The organism is Halobacillus sp. (assembly GCF_049282395.1).
Lineage (GTDB): Bacteria > Bacillota > Bacilli > Bacillales > Halobacillaceae > Halobacillus.
On record NZ_JBAPTY010000294.1, the window covers coordinates 1 to 2,057 of the forward strand.

Genomic DNA, 2,057 nt, shown 5'->3' on the forward strand with positions numbered 1-2,057 from the left:
GTTCCATTCTAAGGAACCGGGGCTTTCTGGCTTTTTACAGGAGAAGATGCAGGTTATGAATGTTCATTTATTGAGGTTTTTTATTTATATAGCTACAAGCTTCCCAATGTCTCACAAAGTCTGAATAATATCATGAGGGAATCGGGGTGCATAGGCGGCAGGAATGAAATTATTTCCTGAATTTCTCACGGTTTATTAAGATCCTGTAAATTATGTTAGGAAGTATTGTTCAATCAAATCGTTTCGTATATAATCTTATCGAAAGTCAATATTGGTTTTCGATATTGAAGAGCTTAATAAGGAGGGCCAGGTATTTGGATAATAAAGTAGTAAGGAAACTATTCTTAGGTTTTATACAAATTCATATTTTGCATCATGCCAAAGAAGAAGCTATTTACGGGTCCTGGATGCTTGAGGAGCTGCAGGAGCATGGCTACGAAATAAGTGCCGGAACATTATATCCTATCCTTCACAATATGGAGAACGACCAGCTTCTGGATAGGGAAGATGTCAATGTAAATGGAAAGATACGCAAGTATTACCGCATTACAGATAAAGGGGATGCTGTCCTGCAGGAAGCCCGGGCTAAAGCTTATGAACTCTTTAAAGAAATTAAATGATATGAGGTGAACACATTGAACCAAAAACAGAATAAAACCACTCTACAAATCCTATTAGAAATATTATTTACATCTACGAAACTGGGTTTAACCTCATTTGGAGGGCCTGTAGCCCACCTGGCTTATTTTAAAGATGAGTACATCGACCGGCGAAAGTGGTTAAATGACAAAACCTATGCGGATCTCATAGCGTTATGCCAATTCCTGCCCGGCCCGGCAAGCAGTCAGGTCGGCATCTCGATTGGAATTTTACGTGGAGGGATACTGGGAGGGATTACATCCTTTATTGGCTTCACTCTTCCTTCCGTTATCGTACTGGTCGTGTTCGCTTTACTTTATCAAAATTTCTCCCTGGCTGACGCAGGCTTTATCCATAGCTTGAAAGTAGTGGCAGCAGCCGTGGTTCTGCATGCTCTTATCGGACTGGGTCAGAAACTGACGCCGGATAAAAGCAGAAAGGCTATTGCGGTTGTGGCTGCCTTAGTTATGCTGCTGTACCCTTCTGCCTGGATACAAATCGTCATTATCTTAGCTGCTGGACTGCTTGGACTTTCCTGGTTTAAAGATAAAGCAGAATCAAATATTGAACCTTTCGCTGTTTCTATATCTAAAAAAACCGGAATCCTTTCCTTAACCATTTTAGGAATTTTGTTAGTCTCACTCCCGATCATTACGAACGTAGTGAACAATTCTTTACTCAATATATTTGATATATTTTTCCGGGTAGGTTCTTTAGTTTTTGGCGGCGGCCATGTTGTGTTACCTATGATTGAAAGAGAACTGGTACCGCAGGGGCTGCTGTCGCCTGATGAGTTCCTGGCTGGTTATGGTATGGCGCAGGCCGTTCCGGGACCCCTATTTACTTTTTCAAGCTACCTCGGAACGATGATGGAAGGAGTCGCAGGAGCAGTAGTTGCGACTATAGGGATCTTCCTGCCTTCTTTTCTGCTTATAATTGGAGCTTTGCCTTTCCTAAGTGAATTGCGCAAGCGTGCTTCTTTCCAGGGAATCCTAATGGGAGTGAATGCGAGCGTGGTTGGAATTCTATTAGCCGCATTCTATGATCCTGTCGTTAAGAGTTCCATCTTTGATGGTGCTGATTTTGCCTTAGGGACTATATTATTTGCTTTACTTAACATTTGGAAAGTACCGGCCTGGCTGATTGTAATACTCGGTGTCATCGGAGGCTACCTCCTCAACCTATTAGGTTTCTAAAAAGCAGACTTTATTAAATCTTCATTTCGAGTCTTCCAGAAAAGCTCCCGTTTGTTGAAGACTTAATTTCGAGACTTTTGTGAGAATTTGGTCCGGAGGGGGACGATTTCGCTTTTCGCGGGCATGTGCTGAGCTTCCTCGGGCTTAACAGCCCTGCGGGATCTCACCGATCATGTTCATCCCGCAGAAGTCTTCATCGTCCCCCTCCGGACCTTGCGAAAT

At 42.8% G+C, this 2,057-nt stretch carries 2 protein-coding genes; both read left to right on the forward strand.

Annotated features, from left to right (window positions below; translation table 11 throughout):
• Nucleotides 1-314: 314 nt before the first annotated feature.
• Nucleotides 315-620 (forward strand): PadR family transcriptional regulator, encoded by a 306-nt coding sequence (locus tag WAM07_RS12830; RefSeq protein WP_422167416.1) that lies wholly within the window; start codon nt 315-317, stop codon nt 618-620.
• A gap of 15 nt (nt 621-635) precedes the next feature.
• Nucleotides 636-1,835, forward strand: coding sequence for a chromate efflux transporter (gene chrA, locus WAM07_RS12835; protein ID WP_422167418.1), 1,200 nt, complete (start codon nt 636-638; stop codon nt 1,833-1,835).
• Nucleotides 1,836-2,057: the final 222 nt, after the last annotated feature.